Origin of the sequence: Roseivirga thermotolerans (genome assembly GCF_014653175.1) — a bacterium.
GTDB lineage: Bacteria > Bacteroidota > Bacteroidia > Cytophagales > Cyclobacteriaceae > Roseivirga > Roseivirga thermotolerans.
The window spans coordinates 966,874-988,072 of record NZ_BNAG01000001.1 but is presented as its reverse complement, the minus strand read 5'-3'; the positions used below and the strand labels follow the sequence as shown (position 1 = coordinate 988,072).

Here is a 21,199-nt window from a genome sequence, read left to right as displayed (position 1 = left end):
GCAAAACGAATTGACATTTAGTGGCTCAACGCATTTTATACATTCACCAATACTTTAAAACTCCTCTTGAAGGGGGAGCCATTCGCTCTTATTATCTGGCGAAAGGCCTGGTTGAAAATGGTTATGAAGTAGAAATGCTCACCAGCCACAATGAGGCTATTTACACCCGAACAGAGGTTGACGGTATAACCGTACACTATTTACCTGTGCGCTATGCTAACGAAATGGGCTTTCTGAAACGAATTTGGGCATTTCTCAAGTTTGTGAAGCTGGCCAAGCGCTACGCTAAAAGCATTAACAGTATTGACAAGGCCTATATTACCAGCACTCCTTTAACAGTAGGTCTTATTGGCCTTTGGCTTAAAAAAAAGAGGGGTATTCCATACATTTTTGAGGTGCGCGACTTATGGCCAACAGCGCCTATTGAATTAGGCGCTATTCGAGGCATTGTACTCAAAAGCTACTTATACAGGCTAGAAAAGAAAATATATACAGGAGCAGATAAAATTGTGGCTCTATCGCCCGGCATGCGCGACTGGATTGTAAAGACTGTACCGGAAAAAGAAGTGTTTCTTATTCCCAACATGGCCGACTGTCAGTTTTTTAGAAAGGAAGAAAAGGATCCTAAGCTGGCCGAGTTTTATCATGCCCGAGAACCTTTTATTATCACTTACATTGGTAGCATAGGTGTTACCAACCATTTAGAGTATTTGCTCGATGTGGCTGCACTTTGTAAGAAAAAAGACCTTAACATAGGCTTTAAGGTAGTTGGTCAGGGATCCCAGTTGAGTAAAATAAAGCTTACGGCCTATTTGAGAAAGCTCTCTAATGTGGAGTTTATCGGTCATCAAAACAAAGAGGGGGTTAGAAGAATACTGAACATTACAGACGCCACTTATGTGTGTTTTGCCAATATACCCGTGTTGGGTACGAACAGCCCCAACAAAATGTTTGATAGTCTTGCTTCGGGCAAACTCACGATTGTGAATTCTGCCGGGTGGACCAAAGACCTTGTAGAGCAGTATGAGTGTGGGTTTTATGCACACCCGGAAAAGCCCGAAGAATTTCTTGTCAAACTAATGCCGTTCATAGAGAAGAAAGAGCTGTTGGAACAGTATAAGAACAATGCCCGACAAATAGCAGAAAAGCTGTACTCTAAAAAACTACAAGTTGAAAAGCTCACCAAGGTTTTGAGTAACGAGAACCACTTGAAGGCTAGCGAGAGCGAGGTCTATATTTTGACTGCATAAGTATTTTCTGTGCATCTGTTTCAGCCATCAGCTCTTTAAAATCTGCCCCCGTTTCTTTCATATAGGCATTTACAATTTGCCAGCCCAGCCATTGGCCAATTCGGCCAGGACATCGCTTATCTATCTCTAATACGCTTGGACGCTCGTCAATATATCGGGTAATGGCAGTAGGGTCTTCACTATAAAGGAGCCTCTCCTCTACGAAGTGCGACCAGATTAACGCTTCACTCACTGTGGCATCGGCCAGTTGTTGACGTGAATAGCCAATAATTAGGCTGTCATTAACGCACGGCAACATTTGTTTGGCAAAAGCCATGGCCTTGCCGTAGTAGATCATTTCATCTAAAACAGTTCGGCTGTCCTGTTTTGTCTTGTTGTAGCGAAGCGACATAAACTGCATAAGCTGAGGAACCAAATGGTCGGGGCTCATGCGATTGAGAATATAGTCGTATATGTTGGGTCGGTAAGAGGCTTCTTCTCCCAGGTAATAATCTAAGCCAATTACAATGAGCGAGTCTGACAAAAATAGGTCTTTTCCAAAAGCTGAGTATACCGCCTGTACTTTGGGAGCACTAAAATCAGGGTATATGCCCTTAAGTCTTCCAAAGGCCTGATCTAACTCGTAGGCCACTTCTTGGGCACTAATTAGTGCCAGGGTTTCTTGGTAGAGTGTGTCTACGTAAGGGTTCTGTAGCAGCTCAAAGTTTTCGTTGAGTAAATCTTCAGGGGTCTGAAAACCAAAGACAAATTTAAAGTATTCGTATTCCTCAGGGTTAGATTCCAGATACTGGTCAATAGCCTCCGTATTGGTCAGATCTTCCAGCCGAGAGCCCTTAAGCAATTCATAGATATCCTCCAGGCTTTTTTGCTTATTGGCCATCAAGTATTCATAAGTGAGATATTCACGGACATCACGATTCTGATCGAGCAGCTCCTGGAAACGTTCAAAGTCAGGGGCCTTAAATATGGCCTTCACTTTTGGCACCTGGGTGAATCGTAGCACTTCGTTTAAAAAATTCTGCTTTGGTATTAAATCGCCAAAGCCAAAAAAGTAATCGCGTACCACCGGGTTCTCCTCAAAAAAGCTCACCAACTCTTCCCGGCTTTCAATGCCATAAATGGCATGGGTGAGGTCTTCAAAAGCAAGGTCAATATCTACTGCCGAGTAGTCAACATTTTCGCTACAATCATCGTTGGAACATGCGGCTAACAACAGCACAAATAGTAAAAAAAACCACGGTTTAGACATACTCACTTTTTAAAAGACAAAACTATTCATTTATTTTATCCCACATGAAAAAATACGTTTTCACTGCACTGATCGCCTTATTTTTGAGTCAAAAAGTAACGGCACAAATTGAGGATTACAGAATTGGGGTGAAGCTGGCACCAACGGTGTCCTATGTTAGAGCAAGTACCGATGGCAATTCGACCACTTTTGAAAGAAATGGCTCCACGGTGAAGTTTCTGATAGGCGCTTTTGTAGATATTCCCTTCAAAGACAATTACTACTTTCATACAGGGATAAACTATGCCAGCCGTAACACTAAAGTAACGGCCACCGATGCAGCTTATTTTGGTGGCACACCTACCAGTGCCGAATATGATCACGAATACATTCAGCTACCTGCACTTATTAAGCTCTATACCAATGAGGTTTTGTTAGACACCAAGCTGTTTTTCAATTTTGGGGTTATCCCCGAAGTGCGGTTAAACACCAATAACAAAACCGAGAATATCAACCTTATCACGGAATTTCAGCATTTCGACATTAACGGAAATTTTGGAGGAGGCGTAGAAAGAGCTATTGGAGTACAAACCAGCCTCTTTGCCTCAATCAATTACAACATTGGCTTCATCAACCAGGTAAAAGAACAGAGCAACTCCTTAGACGATCTGAAGGTTAAAAACAGCCTGATTGCCATTGAGTTTGGCATTAAGTTTTAACCCCCGGATAAAGAGACATTAAAAACCCCGACCTGAAAAGATCGGGGTTTTATTTTATCCTTAAACTAGCCTAAAGCTTAGGCTTTCAACTCAATCTCTTCTCCCAACTTGTTGTAAAAAACATACTGGTTGAGACCTAAAGAGCTGTCTTTTTCCAGTTTTACCCAGGTGTGGTATTTTCTATACCATTGCCAGCGTTTGGAAAACACCCCTTTGGTGAAGTATGCATGGAGGAAAGGATGTAATGCAATGGTTACACTCTTTTCGTTTTGAGTGGTGAGCAAATACTCCAGGTTCTTTTCTATTAGGTCGGACACCAAGATGGTAGCACTTACCGAGCCGGTTCCATTACAGGTTGGGCAAGCCTCTCTTGTTGTAATGTTGAGTTCCGGCCTAACCCTCTGACGGGTTATTTGCATGAGCCCAAACTTAGTGAGCGGCAAAATGGTATTCTTTGCCCTGTCAGACTTCATAACCTCCTTCATTTCTGCGTAAAGCTTCTTTTTATTTTCGGGCTTTCGCATGTCAATGAAGTCAATCACAATGATCCCTCCCATGTCCCTAAGCCTAAGCTGTCGGGCAATTTCCTTAGCCGCTTCAAGGTTTACGGCCAAAGCCGTAGACTCCTGATCTTCGCCTGCATTAGACTTATTGCCACTGTTTACGTCAATTACGTGTAGGGCTTCGGTATGCTCAATAATTAAGTATCCTCCGCGCGGAAGGCTCACTGACTTACCAAACAAAGACTTGAGTTGCTTCTCTATTCCAAAAGCCTCAAAGATTTTGGCTTTGCCGGTATAGAGTTTTACAATCTTTTCTTTGTCGGGAGCAATCTTTCGGATGTACTCCTTTATTTCATCATGAATCTCCTTGTCGTCTGTTACCAGGCTATCAAAAGATTCATTCAAAATATCCCTCAACAAGGAAGAAGCACGGCTCATTTCACCAATCACTTTTTCGCGAGGCTTGGTGCTGTGCAGTTTCTTGATGCCCTGTTTCCAGGTTTCTTCAAGATTTCTTAAGTCCTTGTCTAGTTCGGTTACGTTCTTTCCTTTGGCTACGGTGCGAATTATACAGCCAAAGTTTTCTGGTTTAATAGAAGAGATCAAACGCAATAGGCGTTTGCGTTCCTCACCATCAGTAATTTTTTTAGAAATATTGATGGCATTGGAAAAGGGCACTAAAACCATATAGCGCCCAGCTATCGACAACTCACATGTTAGTCGAGGCCCTTTGGTGGAAATTGGTTCTTTGACAATCTGAACCAGTATTTGCTGACCTTTAGTCAGCACCTGATTCATTTTACCAAGTTTATTGATATCCGGCTCGCCTTTAAAATTGGCCAATGATCCGGAGGCATGCTTGTTTGAAAGCGCCTGCTTGGTGTACTTGTTCAACGACTTAATCTGCGGACCTAAATCAAGGTAGTGCAGAAAAGCGTCCTTTTCGTACCCAATATCAATGAACGCGGCATTTAGACCGGGAACGATTTTCTTAACCGTTCCCAGATAAATATCTCCGACTTTAAATTTGTTCTCATCATTATCATGATGGAACTCAACTAAACTTTTCTCCTTTAGAAGGGCTATACGACTACCATTCTGAGTTGAATTAATGATTAATTCATTACTCAAGGTAGTAGAGGTTAGTGTTAAAAATCAGAACAATAAATAAGTGCAGGTAAGGTAATCCCTTACTTCTTCTTATGTCTGTTCTTTCTTAGCCTCTTCTTTCTTTTGTGAGTAGCAATCTTATGTCTTTTTCTTTTTTTACCGCAAGGCATAATCTTAATGTTTTAATGTTTTTACTTGATTCTCTGCAGATACTCATTCGCAGCGGTCAGAATCTGCTCACTAGCATCTAATGTTTTTATTTTTTCGAACTGTGCCCGAGCCTTCACCATTTGTCCGGCTTCGAAATAACACACGCCCAAAAAGAAGTTTCCTTCAATATGGTTGGGATAATATTGCACCAGAGACTGGAAACGCTCAATGCCGTTTTCAAACTGACCTGTGTTGATCGACATTCTTCCCATGCTCATGAGGGCTTTTTCGTTGCTGGGATCTTCTTCTATAATTTCTCTCAGCATCATAATACCCTGCATTGGGCTCGGACCGGCCACATAGGTAAGCGCAACATTGTGCTTTACATCTAAGTTGTCTGGCTGAGCCTCTAATACGATCTGGTAAGCTTCTCTTGCCTTATTTCCCAATAAACTAGTTTTTTGCTCATTAATGGCATAGGTAAATGCCTCGAAATAAGCATCACCGGCCTTTCGCCAGTGTTCTGTTGAATTGAACCTCTCTGCAAAGGTGTTAGCAAAATAAGCAGCACTGTCGTACTGGTTGATTTGCTGAAAAACAGCCATTAATGAATCGAGAGCTTCATTATTAGGCTGTATGTTGCCATTTGCAAATAATTGACTTTTCCAGTAGTCAATCTTAGGTTGTATTTCTTCAGGGATTGCCGAGCTATGGTCGATAACTCCTCCCGGAGTAGACTCATCAATAAACTCAGCAGAAGCCTCATTGTCATTGTCAACTACCACTCGAGGCAGGCTGTAGAGACCAACTATGGCCGCTATAGCAATGATGATGAGACTTACCTGATTCTTTTTCATATAGCCAAAAGGCCAAAATTAGCTATTAGCCGCCTTTACCTTGGCACTTGTTTTTACCTGCTCTACGAACACTTTAGAAGGCTTAAAGCTAGGCACAAAATGTTCGTCAATTACAATTGCTGTATTTTTAGAAATATTTCTGGCAATCTTCTTTGCTCTCTTTTTGTTCACAAAACTTCCAAACCCCCTTACGTAAATGTTCTCCCCTTCGGCCATCGAGTCTTTCACCACAGCAAAAAGAGTCTCAACAGTTGTAGTAACATCAGATCTGTCTATCCCGGTCTTGTCTGCAATCTGATTGATAACATCTGCTTTAGTCACTGTATTCTTATTTAAGTTGATAAAATTTTATAAAAAACTTATTCCCAGTTATTTTGGCCTGCAAAATTAAGGGTTCGGGGTCAATAATAAAAAGTATTCCTGAAAAATTCTGAAAAGGGGAGTAGGGGTAAAGAAGCAAACAAGTTGGAAAGAGAAATATTTGTAAATCAATTAATTAGGTGGTACGGTCATCAAAAGCGCGATTTACCATGGAGAGAGACCCGGGACCCTTACAAAATTTGGCTCTCGGAAATAATTTTACAACAAACCCGGGTGAACCAGGGAATGCCCTACTACCTCGCCTTCATTGAGCGTTATCCAACAGTAGAGCTTCTGGCCAAAGCCCCGGAACAAGAAGTACTCAGGCTATGGCAGGGCTTGGGGTATTATTCCCGAGCAAGAAACTTGCATGCCTGCGCTCAAACCATTGTGGAGCAGTACCATGGGTGTTTTCCCGATACGTTCGATGAACTGCTCAGACTAAAAGGCATTGGCCGATATACTGCGGCAGCCATTGCCTCGCTGGCCTTCAACAAGCCCACGGCCGTGGTAGACGGCAACGTATACCGGGTACTGGCCCGGGTGTTTGGCTTGTACAATGACATTAGTGAATCCAAAACACTCAAAATATTTGAGCAACTAGCCAATGAGTTGATTCCGACCAACAATGCTGCCGAGTATAACCAGGCCATTATGGACTTTGGCGCTACGCAATGTACACCCAAAAACCCGGCATGCGATACCTGCCCACTCCATACAATTTGCTTTGCTCAGCAGCACGGAGAAGTAGAAAAGCTGCCGGTAAAGAGTAGAAAAACAAAGGTCAAAAAGCTCTATTTCGATTATTTCATGTTTGAACATGGACAGCAAATACTTATGCACAAACGACTGGGCAAAGACATATGGCAAGGACTTTATCAGTTTTACCTGAAAGAGAGCAAAACCCAGCAAAAAACCGAAGAGTGCCTTAAACATATACCCCTAATCGATCACATTCATGTTCAGTCGGTCTCTTCGCCTGTCAGGCATTTACTGTCGCACCGGGAGATTTTCGCACGATTTTTTAGGCTTCGGGTCAATGATTTAAATACCTTTGTCTCTATACAACAAGAATTGAATTTACAGGCCTATTCCCTGAGTGAAGTTCAGGATTTACCAAAGCCCATTCTAATACAGAACTATTTGAAAAGCGAGATGTATTAGTTACTTTCATTCAATTCGTTCTTAAAATAATTAATAGATGGCAGGCGTAAATAAAGTAATATTGGTAGGTAATTTGGGCAAAGACCCTGAAGTAAGGCATTTAGATAATGGCCGGGCTGTTGCGAATTTTTCGCTGGCAACCAGTGAAACCTACAAAAACAAACAAGGTGAACGCGTAACCAACACCGAATGGCACAACATTGTGTTGTGGACTCCTCTGGCTGAAATTGCTGAGAAGTTTTTGAAAAAGGGCAACCAGGTGTATATTGAAGGTAAGTTGACCACCCGCTCTTGGGACGACCAGGATGGGAACAAAAGATACACTACGGAAGTTGTTGGACGAGAAATGACTTTGTTGGGTGGAAGACCCGATGGCAGCTCATCAGGCACCGGTAATGGTGGAGACAATATGGCCGAAAGCCCTGTATCTAACATACCGGAAGACGACACGGACGATCTGCCGTTCTAAGTTGGGACTAAAATTAATATTTTGGACATACCTGAAGACCCTGAACCGAGTTTAGCACTTCTTCTTCAAATTGCCGAATTAAGCTCGCCCTACATTGCCATTAATGTAGTGGCTTTTGTTGTGCTCATTTTTCTGTCGGCAATGATATCAGGCTCTGAGGTGGCCTTTTTTTCACTCGATAGCAACCAGCTGGCCGATTTCGAGAAGGAATCGAGCCCATCGGGCCAGGCCATTCTGAGGCTACTGGAAAGAAAACGCCACCTGCTGGCTACCATATTGATCATGAACAATATGGTAAATATTGCCATAGTTACCCTCTCTACGTTTTTTACCTGGTCTTTGGTAGGTTCTAAAACCACTGAAGGCAAAGTAGTAGTGGTACTTTCGGCAGTGGTTACCTTTGTTATTCTCTTTTTTGGCGAGGTAGTGCCTAAAAACTTCGCTAACCAACACAATGTAAAATTTGCCAAAACCACCGCCAAACCTCTACTCGCCCTGGAGCGGCTACTCCGTCCTTTTAGCTGGCTACTCATTTCTGTAACCAACCTTATTGAGCGCAATGTGGAAAAGAAAGGCAGAAACATTACGGTAGATGAGCTCAACCAAGCTCTTGAAATAACTACTGGCGATGACACTACCGAGGAAGAAAAAGGCATTTTAAAGGGAATCGTAAACTTCAGTACACTGTCGGTAAGGCAGGTTATGAAATCGCGCATGGATATAACAGCCGTAGATGTGGAGCTGGATTTCCATGAGCTAATGGATAAAATCAATAAAAGCGGCTATTCCAGAATTCCTGCCTATAAAGAAACCATCGATAAAATAGAAGGGGTACTTTATATCAAGGACCTCATCTCTCACATAGACAAGGACGATACTTTTGCCTGGCAAACCTTACTTCGGCCGGGCTTCTTTGTGCCGGAAAACAAAAAGGTAGATGCTCTACTCAAAGATTTTCAGGAACAGCGGGTACACATGGCCATTGTGGTGGATGAATATGGAGGAACTTCGGGCCTTATTACCCTGGAAGATATTATCGAAGAAATAGTTGGCGAAATCAACGATGAGTTCGATGATGAAGACATTGCCTTCAATAAACTCGACAACTCCACCTTCGTCTTTGAAGGAAAAACATCGCTCAATGACTTTTGCAAAATTATTGGGGTAGAACCATCCGAGTTCGACTCCGTAAAGGGCGAAAGTGAATCGCTCGGAGGGCTGCTTCTTGAAATAAGCAGCAAAATGCCTCGGGCCGGAGAAAAAATTGAGTTTGGCCGGTTTTTATTTACCATTGTTGCCGTAGACTTAAGGCGTATTAAACGCGTTAGGGTATTAATTAGACCACAGACTTAGTGAAGAAGAATTACCCTCTGTTCATCTGTATTTTATTACTCGGCCTGGTGAGTTCGTGCAAAGAAGTGTACCTGCCCAAACCCAAAGGTTATAATCGAATAGACCTTCCCGAACCCGCTTACCATATACTACCTGACACCTTCCCCTATCGGTTCCAGTACTCGGCACATTCTCAATTGTCCGAAGATGACTCTAAACATGCCGAGCGCTATTGGATTAACCTTACCTACCCGCAGTTCGATGCCCTGGTACAAATCACCTATAAAAATCTTATAGACCCTAACAATAAGCCGGAAGTGCTTCTCAACGAAGCCTTTGAACTGGCTATGAAGCACAATGTGAAGGCCTATGGTATTGAAGAGAGCCTCATCCGTATTCCTAATGGCCAAATTGCGAGTGTAACTGAACTGGAAGGAGAAGTACCTACGCAGTTTCAATTTTTTACTTCAGACAGCACGCATCATTTCTTTAGAGGAGCACTTTACTTTAACACCGCCACACAAAACGACTCACTGGCTCCCATTATTGAATTTATAAAAAAAGACATGATCCACTTGCTCAATAGCTTTGAGTGGAAATATTGATTATTCCGCCTATTCTCTTTTTCCCGGTAAAAAGTATTCTGTAAAACCATAACCTTTGTCAATACTCCGGCCAGTGTTTGTGGAATGGCTTCCGAATACAGACTGAACAGCTGAGTACAACATTTATATGTTCAAAAAATTCTTATTGAACACCTTTGTAAACACAAACTCTATTAATTTCATCCGATGCCTTCATTTTTCGATACGAGCATAGAGTTTCTGAAAGGAGTGGGACCACAAAAGGCTGCACTCATCGGCAAAGAGCTGGGCATCTTCACTTATGCCGACCTGATTCAGCACTATCCTTTTCGCTATGAAGACCGTACCCAATTCCATTCCATAGAAAGCGTGCATGCCGACATGCCCTTTGTACAGATCAAAGGGCGCATCACCAAAATGGAAACCGTTGGAGAAGGGAGAAAAAAAAGACTCGTAGCGCGCTTCGAAGACCAAACGGATAGCCTTGAATTGGTTTGGTTTAAAGGCATACAGTGGGTGGCTAAAAAACTAAAACTGGGTGTAGACTACGTTGTATTTGGCAAGCCAACCGTCTATGGCCGTAAGGTAAACATTGCCCATCCCGAAATTGAAGTGCTAACCACGCAAAACGAAAAAGCCGCTTACTTACAACCGGTCTATCATAGCTCCGAAAAACTCAAGGCCAAATACATAGACTCCAAGGCCATCTCCAAGATGATCCGGCAAGTAATGGTTCAGGCCGAACCCCATATTTATGAAACACTCCCCGAAAGCTTGCTGAGCCAGTTTGGGCTGATTGAAAAAAAGTTTGCGCTTTGGCACATTCATTTTCCCTCTAACTCCGAGCTACTTCAAAAAGCGCAGTTTAGGTTGAAATTCGAGGAGTTCTTCTTCATCCAGCTCAAACTGCTGAAAATGAAGGTGACCCGAATCGATAAATTTAAGGGGCAGGTTTTTAACGACTCTTCCCTGCTCACAGAGTTCTACAACAAGCATCTGCCTTTCGACTTGACCAATGCACAAAAGAGGGTGATCCGAGAGATTTACCAGGACATGAAATCGGGCAGACAAATGAACCGACTGCTTCAGGGCGATGTGGGTTCAGGCAAAACCATTGTGGCTTTTATCTGCATGCTACTGGTAGTGAGTTCGGGGGCTCAAGCCTCTATGATGGCACCCACAGAAATTCTGGCCGATCAGCATTATGAAGGGCTGAAGGAGTATGCCGATTTGCTCGGGATCAAAATTGCCAAGCTCACCGGTTCCTCTAAAGCTGCCGAAAGGCGCGAAATTCATGAGGCATTGGAAGACGGTTCTTTGCAAATTCTGGTAGGGACTCATGCCCTGATAGAAGACAAAGTACAGTTTAAAAATCTAGGACTCGCTATAATCGATGAACAGCATCGCTTTGGGGTAGCACAACGGGCCAAGCTCTGGAGCAAGAATGCCACCCAGTTCCCACATATTCTGGTAATGACGGCCACTCCCATTCCACGCACCCTGGCTATGACGGTTTATGGCGACCTGGATGTATCCATCATCGATGAGTTGCCTGCCGGAAGAAAGCCTATCCAGACCATTCATGAATATGATGGCAAGCGACTTTCGGTTTTTGGCTTTATGAAAAAAGAGATTGCCAAAGGCCGACAAATCTATGTGGTGTATCCGCTCATTGAAGAATCGGAAAAGCTAGACCTGAAAGACCTGATGGATGGCTATGAAAGCATTGCCCGGGCCTTCCCTGACAACCACATCAGTATTGTGCATGGAAAAATGAAGCCGCAAGACAAGGACTTTGAAATGCAGCGCTTTGTGAAGCATGAAACCCAGATTATGGTGGCTACCACGGTGATCGAAGTGGGCGTAAATGTGCCTAATGCCTCTGTAATGGTGATTGAAAATGCCGAGCGTTTCGGTTTGGCACAGTTGCACCAGCTCAGGGGCCGTGTGGGGCGTGGGGCTGACCAGTCTTACTGTGTTCTGATGACGGATTATAAGCTAAGCAAGGAAGCCCGCATCCGCATAGACACAATGGTGAAAACCAATAATGGTTTTGAGATTGCCGATGTAGACCTCAGGCTCCGTGGCCCGGGAGATATTACGGGCACCCAGCAAAGTGGTGTGCTGGACCTACTGATTGCAGACATTTCAAAAGACACCAAAATACTCCAGGCAGCCCGAAATGCCGCCAGCGACATCCTGGAAGTCGATCCAGACCTCAGCACAGACCAGAACCGTAACATTTTGAGACATATCAAATCCCTCAAGAAGACCACAGTGAATTGGGGGAGGATATCTTAGGCTAAAAAGGTAACAAGCCCCATTTTTATTGTGAGAAACGAGAAAGTGCTGCAAATCAAAACATTGAGGCCTCAATCTACTGAATATCAGACTCTTATCTACTAAGATTTTTCATGAATTGATCTTGAACATTAATTATTATCAGATTTTTTCTAAATTGAATCAGCATAAGCGAAAAAAACCATAGCACACACAAGACCGCTCAATTCTCCTCCTCTTAGTTTTTAGGCAGGGTTCTTAGGCTATTATAGTTTGAAGTTTAGTGAAGTCGGATGATGTTTTTATTCGTTCATCAATAGATTCACTAAACCAACGCACAATGACTGCAAAACCTACAATTACCACCTTTGATTTTTCGAGTATTCCGGTTTTTGGAAATCTTTTTTCATCTGGTGAAGGAATTAAGATCATTATCGATAATACCTCTTGGGCTTTTCAAAAGGACAGTACAAAAGGCACAGTAAGTGGTTCTATAACAGTCTTTAACAGCCAGGTAGCTGACTATAAAAATATCCCTGTTGCGGTACCAAGTGGGCCTGAGAATTGGTCGGGGCAGTTTACAGTGAGTGGTACACAAATGAGCACCATGATATGGCATCCTGTGCAGCGTGCTTTTGGTCCTATACACATTGAAAAGGTAGGAGTTGGTTTGCTTGCCAAAACAGTAAATAATCCTAAAGATGAATTTGCTGTCTTTATTGAGGTTGACGCAAACCTTGTTATTGGTAATTTGACAATTGGATTAAATGGCCTCGGGGCACAGCTCAATTATAATTTAACGACTGGTTTTCAAAGTGCAAACATAGTCATACCGCATTGCATTGCAATAAAAGTAGAAGCAGGCCCTCTTACGGTAGAAGGAGTCTTTGACGTTACAGAACCTACTCCAAATGTTTACAGCTATAATGGCATTTTACACTTCCAACGCGGTGATATTGGGTTCTCGCTTTTAGGTGCTTATGCTGATGTTGGTGGCGAGACATCCCTTTTCATTTTTGGTGTGGTAGACGCACCGATTGGTGGGCCTGAATTCGCTTATGTAACCGGTTTGGCGGGAGGATTCGGAATTAACAGGAGCGTACAAACCCTCCCTATAGAAAAAATTTCTACATCCCCTTTTATTGAAGGAGCGTCAGGAACAAAATTTCAAGATTTCGATGTCAATAACCCTGACAGTCTCAATAATGCCATTAACTCATTCGGATCAGCCCTTCCCATAGACATCGGTGAGGACTGGTTAGCAGCAGGCGTAAAATTCACTTCTTATGACATGGTGAAGTCTTTCGTCATGTTAGATGTACAATGGGGTAATGAGACTGTAATTGGTTTGCTTGGCAGTAGCAATGTTGTAATTCCTACTCCTGATGAGTCTAAAGATGGTGATGGCGGAGACGGTGGAGACCATGCGGAGCTTATGGCGGGTGAAGATGGTGATGACGGAGGTGGAAATGATGACAAAACAAAAGATCCCATTGCCAGCGCCACATTAGACATTCAAGCGGTATATAATGTACAGTCTGGTGTACTAAAAATTGGTGCCGACCTTGATCCTTCTTCTTATATCCTAAACCCTGCCTGTGTATTGACGGGAGGTTTTGGACTCTATAAATGGTTTAAGGATCAGCCTAATGGGCAGGGTTTAAAAGGAGAGTACGTCATGACATTTGGGGGTTATAACAGCAACTTCAAAGCCCCATCCTATTACCCTGTAGTACCACGATTAGGCTATAACTGGCACGATGGAGACATCAATCTTAAGGGGGGGGCATACTTTGCCTTATTGCCTTCCATCTTGATGTTTGGTGGCGAATACAATTGCACCTGGTCTAGTGGGAACCTCAGTGCATGGTTTGATATGCATGCCGACTTCGTGATGAATTATAAGCCATTTCATTACAGTGCAGACCTGGGTATGACAGTTGGGGTGAGCTATTTGCTTCACCTGCTTTTTGTTAACACGCGAATCACGATTCATTTAGGGGTAGATGCTCAAATCCAAGGCCCAAACTTTTCTGGGACCTTAACCATTGATCTCGATATCGTATCCTTTTCCATAAGTTTTGGCAATCCATTACCCAAGAAAGAGTTGGACTGGGAAGAGTTCAAGCAGAACTTTATCCCTAGCCCGAAAAAAACTAAAAACCCAACATCGCTGCTCGATGCGGTAGCCGGAGCTACAAGTTCTAATCCAAATGATAAACACAAAGTAGTAGGCATTGATGCAGCAAAAGGTCTCATCCCGCATCAGAAATCTAGTGGTGATGGTGGAACCTCTGATACTTTTATTCCAGATTGGATTTTTGACCCTGAATACGCCAAGATCACGACAAGTACATTTATCCCAATCTCCGGTGAGTCTGATTTAATAGTTCAGTATCAAGAAGGCACATCAGGATCACCAACAGCTCTTTCCCAATTGTCTACCTCACCATCCACATTCACTGGTGTTAGTGAGAATGCCCCCATGGGTATTTCCGGGGTTACTTCTCAACATAAGGTGACTATTATTGAGCATGTTAAGACAGGTGGTGAGGCAGAAGTAATCAAGATGGGCTATAAGTTCATCACGGCCAATTTAAGCCGGGCTTTGTGGAATTTAGATAGTAATAGTCAATCTCTATCTACTGCGGCCAACCCTGATAAACCTATGCAGAACGATGCCTGTGTGGGCATAGAACTAGAAGCGAATAATCCGGATGATCCGCATACAGTAGCAGTACCTACAAGTGTGCTTTTAAATGCGTCTGACGGAACTGGTTCTACTACCTGGTCTAAAGGTAAAGTGCCAGCGATACACACAGCATGGGCCAACCTGAACAGTGATAAAACAGGGCAAAGTCAAGTGAATGAAATCACAAGTACCATAAATAATAGTCCAGCCGAACGCCCTGACATATTGAGCAGCCTGAATACCCTCTTTCACACGAATTCAAGTGTCAATGTAGACCTTCTGGCTTCCAGCAAAAACCTTGAGTTTTTGGCTGCACCAACCATAGCCCCTGTAATTTCTGGTGAAACTGAATGAGAAGCGATTTCGAGAATTTAAAGACATGAGTGATAAGAATAAGAATATACTAGCAAGTAGTACTGCTCCAACGGAAACCATCTTTTATGAAAATAAATTGCCTGCGCTTTCAGTGGGTAATTACACCATTGAGGTGGAGCATACAGTTTCAGGCACCAAAATAAATGAACCAAATCCCTTTAAGGCACATAAATACTTTGCAGTTCAGGGCAGGCGATTTAGTATCACCGACCTGATAGACCATGTCTATCCACCGGTGAACACTGATGGTGATTACAAGAATACGCTACCTCATGTGGTGTTCAACAATCCGTCCTATGCCTGGCAACGTTCTCTTTATGCAGCAAGTGATTCCCCTGTTGGAGCTCAAACCTACAACCCTAACCCGACCCCAAGCTGGTTGGCCGTATTGTTGTTCGATCAGGCTGATCCTATGCCCACCATTACAAGTGGTACGGCAGCAGATTTAATGAGCCCGAATGTACCGGCCACCACCTATTGTTATGGTGACTTCGCCTTAGGCTATGGCGAAAAGTCTTCTCAGCCTATTCAGTATATCGATGTTCCTTTGGATTTATTCACCAGTATTGCCCCCTCTGCAGATGACATGATTTGGCTTTCACATGCTCGTGAGGTTGCTGTAGAAGGCACTATTAATCATAGTAACGATGCTGATCCTACTAAGAAATATTGTACCGTCATGGGCAATAGATTGCCTACTCCAGGGAATAAAAGCCTGGCAGTATTGGTGTCTTTAGAAGGTATGAAAGATGTACTCCCAGATTCCGAAGGGAACCCAGGTACAGGGCTAGGATCCAATACAACAATAAGGTTACTCGTGCTTAAATCATGGACTTACAACTGCATTAATGCTACCGAGGATTTTAAATCATTAGTAACAAAGCTTGGTGCAGGTGCAGGGCCGCTTCAAGTGCCCACTGAAAAAGTAGCTAGCAGTTACGTAGTCGATGCATTAGATTTAGGTTATACCGCCTTTAACCACAATACAAGAAAGGGTGCTAGTACAGTATCCTGGTATCATGGGCCATTTGTACCCAATAAATCGGATGATTTTTCATCATCTAATGAGGTTCATGCCCATTCCGATTCTCTTTTACGCTATGATCCTGATACCGGAATGTTTGACGTTTCTTATGCAGCAGCCTGGCAGATAGGTCAATTAATGGCCCTGCATGATCGGCAGTTTGCCATGTCTCTATATGACTGGAAAAAGTCTTTCCATCAAGCATTGATACAAGCCATCAATGAAAAACTGGCCGGAAATGACGATGTCTTTCAGGTCATCGCGGATTTCAATGAAAACCCGGCAAAATTCTTATCAGAAAAAGTGTTTCACCCCGGTTTGACTCAAGAAGTGAAAAAGTTTATCCAAAGCATTTAAATTATGAGTTCTCCATCTCCAACATTGAGTAGTGTCTTAAGCGCAATTGCCAACGGCACAGATCATATTTCTAATTATACTATTCAGAATAGCCCCACTTTTCCAAATGACTGCACTACCTGGTTATCGGGCCTACTTTCATTGAAGGGTGTTCCCTTTAACTACCTCATTGCAGATGAGAAAATGCTTCCTAAGGAGTCCATTCGTTTTTTCCAGGTTGATGATCTCTGGTTGGACGCCCTATTACAAGGCGCTTTCTCCATTGGAAGAATTACCGAACTGGATAAGAAATTAGACGAGCATAATTACCTATCGGTTAGAGAGGATGCGGTGACTCAAGAAACGGGTTACAAGGAAAACGTCTTTTCTGGTTTTTTGATGCGCTCTCAGCTTGTACAATCCTATCCTACTATGGTATACAAAGCTTATGATTCTGCAGGAAAAGAACTCAGTAAAGTAAGGCTGGAAAAAATTTCGGATTCTGTGATATTGGGAATTTTTGCAGGGGAAAAGCCTCAAAATCCACAGGTAGGTACTCCGGTCGATCAAAGAATAGCTAAACTTTATATCCAGGAACCCCAGGAGGGGCTACACTTTGGCATTGATGCTTGGAACGAAGGAGCATCTTCTTACACCAGGACACTAAAAAACCTGAGTGGAGCCCATCCAAACACTGATCCTGCAGGGTCAACAATTAAAACCGGGACGCCTGCAACAGATTTAACCGTACCGGTGAGTTTCCGGGGCAACAGCAAAACCGTAATCCAAATAGATGCCTTGGCAAAGGCCATGCAGAGTGGCATACCCACTGCCAATCAACGATCAGACGGGAAGTTTACGGCAGCCGAATTTGCCTTGGAAATGGTTGAACAAACTGAGAATTACACTTTCGAAATCACCAAACCATCTAATAGTTAAGTTATGAGCGATAATACAACATTAGTCTTACCCGTAGAAGTGAAAGCCCTGGTGGTGAAAAGCAATGCAGAACCCAATTTAAATGCACTTAAACCTGCTAAATATGAAGACTTACCTGCTTGGATGTACGATAAAAGTACCAAAGCGTACGTCAAAAATAATGACCATAGCGGACCGTTTATCTCTGATAACGTACTGAATCAGGATTGCTCAACAGTGCCCTATGAAACAGGAGTGCACTTACATTGGAAATTACCTTCATTGTTAACCGAGGGAAGGCAAAACGGAGCTGAAGGTAATGGTAATGTTGAGTTTCCTCAAGTGCCTAATCGATGGCTAATCACGCGTATTGCTTCCAACGGAACTAGTGCGCCTACCTATACCTGTTGGTTGATTGAAAGTGATCATATTCAAAAACCATCTGATGTGGGTAAAATAACAAATCCATCTTCCTTAGGTCCCACCATCCCGCATATTGAATGGGACTCGGTAACACCATCTCAAGATCCATCATTGGCTGGATGTCGTTATGTCAACTATAAACCCAACTTTCATAATCAGGGTAAGGTTACAAAGCAAACTGAAGGTACCGGAGATGTTGTCAATACTCAAGAAACAACGGGAGATTCAAATTACTTGACCAAGTTGTACGCCACAGGTTCAGAAAATTTTCAGGAAATTTCCTTTTCCGGTATATACACCCAATGTCGAAATGTATTCGGTTTCCTTGACGATGAGGCGATCACACTCCCTGAAGGAACGACATGCTCTTACCACGTGGCAGGTTGGTATGACAATAGTCCAAGTCCCAGAGACCCTGTTAGCCTGGGGATCATTACCACAAGCGATGTGACCAGACATTATCCAAACTTTACTACTGCAATTTCCGAGAGTTGGAGTACCATGTGTACCGGGTCAATAGTGAATGTAAATACCAAGGCAACTGCTGATAAGGCTGGTTCCTTAGATGTGACCATTACCAATAATTTGCCTGAAGCGATTTCGTCATATGTTGCTTCACAAACAGGTGATGTGGCGAATCAGGATAAAATCGAAAACCTTCTGAACGCCCTTCAAACGGGGATACTTAAGAAAAATTCAAGCGGTGATTTGAGCATTCCTTTGGAGGAAGCTTTGCATACTCAATCCTTTTCCAAAAAAAATAGCGGCATTCTTTATGAATTGAAGCTGAAAAACGGGAAAACTCCGGTAACGGGAACCGATCTTGATACCCTTTCAGGTTATTTAGACCAGCTTAACAAGGCTCAAACAAATCTCGAACAGAACCTAGAGGAGATTGAGTCGATGCGCTACAGGATTTTTGCTGACTGGTACAAATGGTCTATATTAAACTATGCTGACTATCCATTGATCCCTGCTCCTTTATTACCTGCACCAGGTGTTATTACTGCTCAAATGCAGAGTACCGTCAATTTTGTTTACGATGAAATTAAAGTTGGACTGGCATATCTGGTGGGTCAGACTCTGGATTTACAAACGAAAGTGTCCGATTGTCTTAACAACTTTTCAAGTTATCCGGACTATAAATTAATTCAGAAAAAAGCACCTCGTTATTATACCCCTAATGATCCGGTACTCCTATTCACAGGGGGTGATCACATATCAACACATCATAATACAAAATCAAAAGCACTTGCCCGTTCTTTGAGTGATGTGGTGACCGCTATGACTAATGGTAGTACTACAGTGGTCCAACAAAATTCTTTGGGGCTTCCCGCTTTACAAAGTGGAATTCCTACTTCAGTTTCTGAGTTGCTGACTGAGTCGGTAATGCTCAATTCAACACTTGATCAATTTTTGAGTACAGTTGCCGCCCACAGCATCACTCAAGAGGAAGTTGGTAGCTTACAAACTGAATTTTTGTCTGGCCAGACCATCTCAAGTAACCTGAATTTTAATGGAAAGACACCTGGAGCTTATGCTGTACAGGACTTTATTCAGCCATGGAATCCGGTTAAGATGTATTGGACATGCAATTATGTTCCAGTGGCCAAGGCAGGAGATAGTGGATATGATGCCAATGTGATAAGCAGTAATTTTACCCTAGACCCAAATGATGTTAATTATAAAAAGACAGCTTCAGTACCCACTGGTACTACTGAGAAGTATAGCAACGATTGTCTCCTAAATATTTCCACCCTCAATAATCTTAAAAGTCAGATTGATAGCTATATGGATGCCTATCCTAAAGCTACTATTGATTCTTACAAAACGGAGATTGATAATGTTCTGAATAACTGTCAATTGAAGTCTCAACAGCTATCAGGCTTTAATCAGGCTTTATTGCAAAAACAGCAGCAATTACAAATGATGGTGGCAGACCCATTCGCACCCGCTAAGAATGCGGAAGTTTCCGAATTTATGTTTACGAATACCTTGGCCTATGATGCTATCCAGAATTATAACAATGCAGCACCTCGACCAGGAAACGTCTTTAATCCTATACGGGGCGGGTATATGCAATTAACTGAGGTAGCCCTTGTCGACTCACATGGACAAGTGCGAAAGTATAATCAAGGGGGTACCGATGGAAAAGGTAAACTCAATGTTTCAATACCTTCCCGGCTGGCTGCTCCGGACCATGATAAGTTTCTTTACCTGTCACCAGCATTAGCTCAGGAAAGTAGAATTTTGATGAGGTGGCTCTCGGCTGCTGATGGTAGTATGGAAAGCAATTCAGTACCGTTTTCCTCTCCCATATGCGGCTGGGTATTACCAAATTTTCTAGATAGTTCACTTAATTTCTACCATGCAGACGGCACGGCAATCGGTATGATTATTTCGAGTGCAGAAGACGACAGTGCGGACCCGCTACAATATATTTCCGCACCGGGTACAAATACCGGGAATGATCTTCAGACTGATTTTAAAGGTGCAAATACTCAATTGGGTAATATGGCAGCAGGTATTTTTGGGCTGACTAACACTGGTTTTAAAGCCTTGTTAGAATCTATCAATACGACCTTGCCGACAGTGGTACCGAGTGCTTTTCGTCAAGATAAAGCAGCAGGCATACTGATGGGGCGTCCTTTGGCACTAACACTGGCGTCTTTCAAATTAGATTTAAAAGGCCTTCCGGCCAATGATCTGGGCTGGGTTCCTTTTAATGAAGATGCTAAAAAAGATAAAGATCGCGGGATGAATAAAGGGCAGGACTTTATTCCAAGAGAAAACAGCAATTTTACTAACGTTAATTTCCCGATACGCTTGGGTAAACTCGATAAGGTTAATGATGGTTTAGTGGGGTATTTTGTTCCAAATGCATCGGGTGGTATTGGCAATATGGATTATGGCAAATACTACGCCTACACTCATAACGACAGTCCCGTTATCAATCCTGATACAGGAGGCCTCACCGGGCAACCAGCGGGATCCATGGCCAATGAGCCTATACAACTTACGGCTTCCGGTACTACAGCCTATGCCGCTATGTTGGTCGATCCACAAGCTTCTATTCATGCGACAAGTGGAATTCTGCCTGTAAAGGCTATTGACATTCCGGCTTATTTCTATGCAGATGCTTTAAAGAAAATCTCAGTTTCCTTCTTAATGGCTCCCGTATTGCAGAAAAAGAATGCTGGTATGGTTTTGCCAATTCCGGAAGAGAAAGATGGTAAATGGAAATGGAATAGCGTGTCTTCCAGTAATACATGGAATACACCTGAAAAGGTCTCAGGTAAGCTTCCTAAGAAGCTTACTTTGGATTATGACCCGCAAATAGTCCAAGAAGGATGGTTGACATGGTTTGCACCTGACGATCCCTCTAACGATTAATCATGTATCTAACTTTTCAATAAACAAATAGT

15 protein-coding genes are annotated in these 21,199 nt (G+C 42.9%); 11 read left to right on the top strand and 4 right to left on the bottom strand.

Going from position 1 to position 21,199, the window contains the following annotated elements; translation table 11 throughout:
• The first annotated feature begins 20 nt into the window (after nucleotides 1-20).
• A complete protein-coding gene (locus tag IE164_RS04180; RefSeq protein ID WP_189628919.1) occupies nucleotides 21-1,250 on the top strand; it encodes a glycosyltransferase family 4 protein in 1,230 nt (409 codons plus the stop codon).
• Here IE164_RS04180 and gldB read toward each other — a convergent pair.
• Nucleotides 1,216-2,499 carry a gliding motility lipoprotein GldB gene (gldB, locus tag IE164_RS04175; RefSeq protein ID WP_189628918.1) on the bottom strand — a complete coding sequence of 428 codons (1,284 nt, stop codon included), beginning with the start codon at nucleotides 2,497-2,499 and terminating at the stop codon, nucleotides 1,216-1,218. The two genes, IE164_RS04180 and gldB, sit on opposite strands and share 35 nt — an antisense overlap.
• 44 nt (nucleotides 2,500-2,543) lie before the next feature.
• On the opposite strand from gldB, the gene IE164_RS04170 reads away from it, so the two are divergent.
• The gene (locus IE164_RS04170; protein WP_189628917.1) at nucleotides 2,544-3,197 is read left to right on the top strand and encodes an outer membrane beta-barrel protein; all 654 of its coding nucleotides are present in this window, start codon (nucleotides 2,544-2,546) and stop codon (nucleotides 3,195-3,197) included.
• Nucleotides 3,198-3,274: 77 nt separating this feature from the next.
• On the opposite strand, the gene IE164_RS04165 is transcribed toward IE164_RS04170, so the two are convergent.
• From IE164_RS04165 to IE164_RS04155, 3 genes are all read right to left on the bottom strand, one after another.
• Entirely contained in the window at nucleotides 3,275-4,831 is a 1,557-nt protein-coding gene (locus IE164_RS04165) for an Rne/Rng family ribonuclease (protein ID WP_189628916.1), read from the bottom strand.
• A 170-nt stretch (nucleotides 4,832-5,001) separates the two neighbouring features.
• On the bottom strand, nucleotides 5,002-5,817 hold the full coding sequence (locus tag IE164_RS04160) for a tetratricopeptide repeat protein (RefSeq protein WP_189628915.1): 816 nt from the start codon (nucleotides 5,815-5,817) through the stop codon (nucleotides 5,002-5,004).
• Between the two features lie 18 nt (nucleotides 5,818-5,835).
• Nucleotides 5,836-6,138 (bottom strand): HU family DNA-binding protein, encoded by a 303-nt coding sequence (locus tag IE164_RS04155; protein ID WP_189628914.1) that lies wholly within the window; start codon nucleotides 6,136-6,138, stop codon nucleotides 5,836-5,838.
• A gap of 144 nt (nucleotides 6,139-6,282) precedes the next feature.
• Here IE164_RS04155 and mutY point away from each other — a divergent pair, with 144 nt between their 5' ends.
• The 9 genes from mutY to IE164_RS04110 all read left to right on the top strand — a co-directional run bounded on the left by mutY (nucleotide 6,283) and on the right by IE164_RS04110 (nucleotide 21,167).
• Nucleotides 6,283-7,341: an A/G-specific adenine glycosylase gene (gene mutY, locus IE164_RS04150; protein ID WP_189628913.1), complete on the top strand. Its 1,059-nt coding sequence runs from the start codon at nucleotides 6,283-6,285 to the stop codon at nucleotides 7,339-7,341.
• Nucleotides 7,342-7,378: 37 nt separating this feature from the next.
• Nucleotides 7,379-7,810 carry a single-stranded DNA-binding protein gene (locus tag IE164_RS04145; RefSeq protein ID WP_189628912.1) on the top strand — a complete coding sequence of 144 codons (432 nt, stop codon included), beginning with the start codon at nucleotides 7,379-7,381 and terminating at the stop codon, nucleotides 7,808-7,810.
• 21 nt (nucleotides 7,811-7,831) lie between these two features.
• Complete coding sequence (gene gldE, locus IE164_RS04140; RefSeq protein WP_189628911.1) at nucleotides 7,832-9,163, top strand: gliding motility-associated protein GldE; 1,332 nt, start codon at nucleotides 7,832-7,834, stop codon at nucleotides 9,161-9,163.
• Nucleotides 9,163-9,747, top strand: a complete 585-nt coding sequence (gldD, locus tag IE164_RS04135) for a gliding motility lipoprotein GldD (protein ID WP_229838516.1) — start codon at nucleotides 9,163-9,165, stop codon at nucleotides 9,745-9,747. Before gldE ends, gldD begins: the two co-directional genes overlap by 1 nt.
• Nucleotides 9,748-9,933: 186 nt before the next feature.
• Nucleotides 9,934-12,027, top strand: a complete 2,094-nt coding sequence (gene recG / locus IE164_RS04130) for an ATP-dependent DNA helicase RecG (protein ID WP_189628910.1) — start codon at nucleotides 9,934-9,936, stop codon at nucleotides 12,025-12,027.
• Nucleotides 12,028-12,346: 319 nt separating this feature from the next.
• On the top strand, nucleotides 12,347-15,052 hold the full coding sequence (locus IE164_RS04125) for a DUF6603 domain-containing protein (RefSeq protein ID WP_189628909.1): 2,706 nt from the start codon (nucleotides 12,347-12,349) through the stop codon (nucleotides 15,050-15,052).
• Nucleotides 15,053-15,077: 25 nt separating this feature from the next.
• Nucleotides 15,078-16,454 (top strand): hypothetical protein, encoded by a 1,377-nt coding sequence (locus IE164_RS04120; RefSeq protein ID WP_189628908.1) that lies wholly within the window; start codon nucleotides 15,078-15,080, stop codon nucleotides 16,452-16,454.
• Nucleotides 16,455-16,457: 3 nt separating this feature from the next.
• On the top strand, nucleotides 16,458-17,372 hold the full coding sequence (locus IE164_RS04115; RefSeq protein WP_189628907.1) for a hypothetical protein: 915 nt from the start codon (nucleotides 16,458-16,460) through the stop codon (nucleotides 17,370-17,372).
• A 3-nt stretch (nucleotides 17,373-17,375) separates the two neighbouring features.
• Nucleotides 17,376-21,167: a hypothetical protein gene (locus IE164_RS04110; RefSeq protein WP_189628906.1), complete on the top strand. Its 3,792-nt coding sequence runs from the start codon at nucleotides 17,376-17,378 to the stop codon at nucleotides 21,165-21,167.
• Nucleotides 21,168-21,199 lie beyond the last annotated feature (32 nt).